Annotated in this window: 2 protein-coding genes; one reads left to right on the forward strand and one right to left on the reverse strand. The window is 76.5% G+C overall.

The features are described 5' to 3' along the window. The first annotated feature begins 236 nt into the window (after positions 1 to 236). Positions 237 to 542: a hypothetical protein gene (locus ACWENR_RS30835; RefSeq protein WP_452280449.1), complete on the forward strand. Its 306-nt coding sequence runs from the start codon at positions 237 to 239 to the stop codon at positions 540 to 542. 45 nt (positions 543 to 587) lie between these two features. On the opposite strand, the gene ACWENR_RS30840 is transcribed toward ACWENR_RS30835, so the two are convergent. Beyond that, positions 588 to 1064, reverse strand: a complete 477-nt coding sequence (locus ACWENR_RS30840) for a DinB family protein (RefSeq protein ID WP_452280450.1) — start codon at positions 1062 to 1064, stop codon at positions 588 to 590. Between the last annotated feature and the right edge of the window lie 100 nt (positions 1065 to 1164).

Consider the following 1164-nt stretch of genomic DNA (forward strand, 5'->3'; position numbering starts at 1 on the left):
GGCCCGGCGTGGCCCGCCGAGCCCGGTGGGGTCCGGCCGGGCGGCCCGGCGGGGGTCAGGGCGGGCGGCCCGGCGGGGGTCAGGGCGGCGGCCCGGCGAGGCCCGGACGCAGGCATGACCGGGCCCGGGACGGGCAATCGGGCCCGGTACCGGCGGACCGACCCAGCGAGGTGACGATGGCGGCAGCAGACGGACGCGGCGGGAGCGGGCGCACACCCGAATCGGTCACTCCCTGGGTGACCAGGGACGGGCTGGACGCGGAGCCGCCCTGGGGCACCGGTGAGCACGATCCGATGGACGAGGGCAGCGAGGAGACCGCCGTGCCCGAGGGGCGGCGCGGCGACCGGCGCGCCGGCGAGCCGGCGGGGCCGTCCGGCCCGGCGGGCCGACACGGCTTCGGATCGGTCGAGCCGACGCCCACGATGCCGGCCGGACCCGGCGCGCCGCCGGACCCGGCGCCGTCCCGGCGGTCGTTCCCGGACGCGGCCGACGTCGAGGAGCGGACGGAGGACGCGCTGCGGACCAGGGGACGCCGCTCCTGAGCAACCCGGCTCCCCGCCCGGCGGCGGGCCTCCGGGCTGCGGCGGTCAGGCTCGGGGACCGGCCGCGCGCAGCAGCCGGAGCTGGCCGATCTCGGCGACGTTCTTCATCAGCTCCACGTTGACCCAGGCGGCCGTGTGCGTGACCGTGTGCCGGGGGTCGTCCTGCCACGGGAACGGCGCGGCGCGGTCGAGGTCGGCGTCGGTGAGGCCGTCGAGCACGTCCAGCCACTCCGTGCGCAGCCCGCGCAGCCAGGCGACGGTCGGCTCGCCGGCACCCGGCCAGCCGACGTCGGTGCGCTGCCGTACGGGGCGCCCCCGCAGGTGGTCGACGGTCACCGTCCACCACCAGCCGATGTGCCAGGTCAGCCAGGCGACGGTCGGGACCGGGACCGGATCGGGCTCGCTGTCGGCCCAGTCGGGCACCCAGCCGCCGTGCGCGTCGCGGCGCACCGTCCAGCAGTGTTCGGCCGGCTCCCAGAGGAAGTCCGCCGGTTCGAGGCGCTCCAGGTGGTATTCGAACAGCGCCCAGCTTGATCTTTAACCTGCTGGGCGGTGGCATCGACCCCGGCTGATCATGGGGACAGCCCTTGATCGATCATTCCTCTTGTCTAGGGAAGAAGAT

The sequence above is a fragment of the Micromonospora sp. NPDC004336 genome (genome assembly GCF_053602615.1).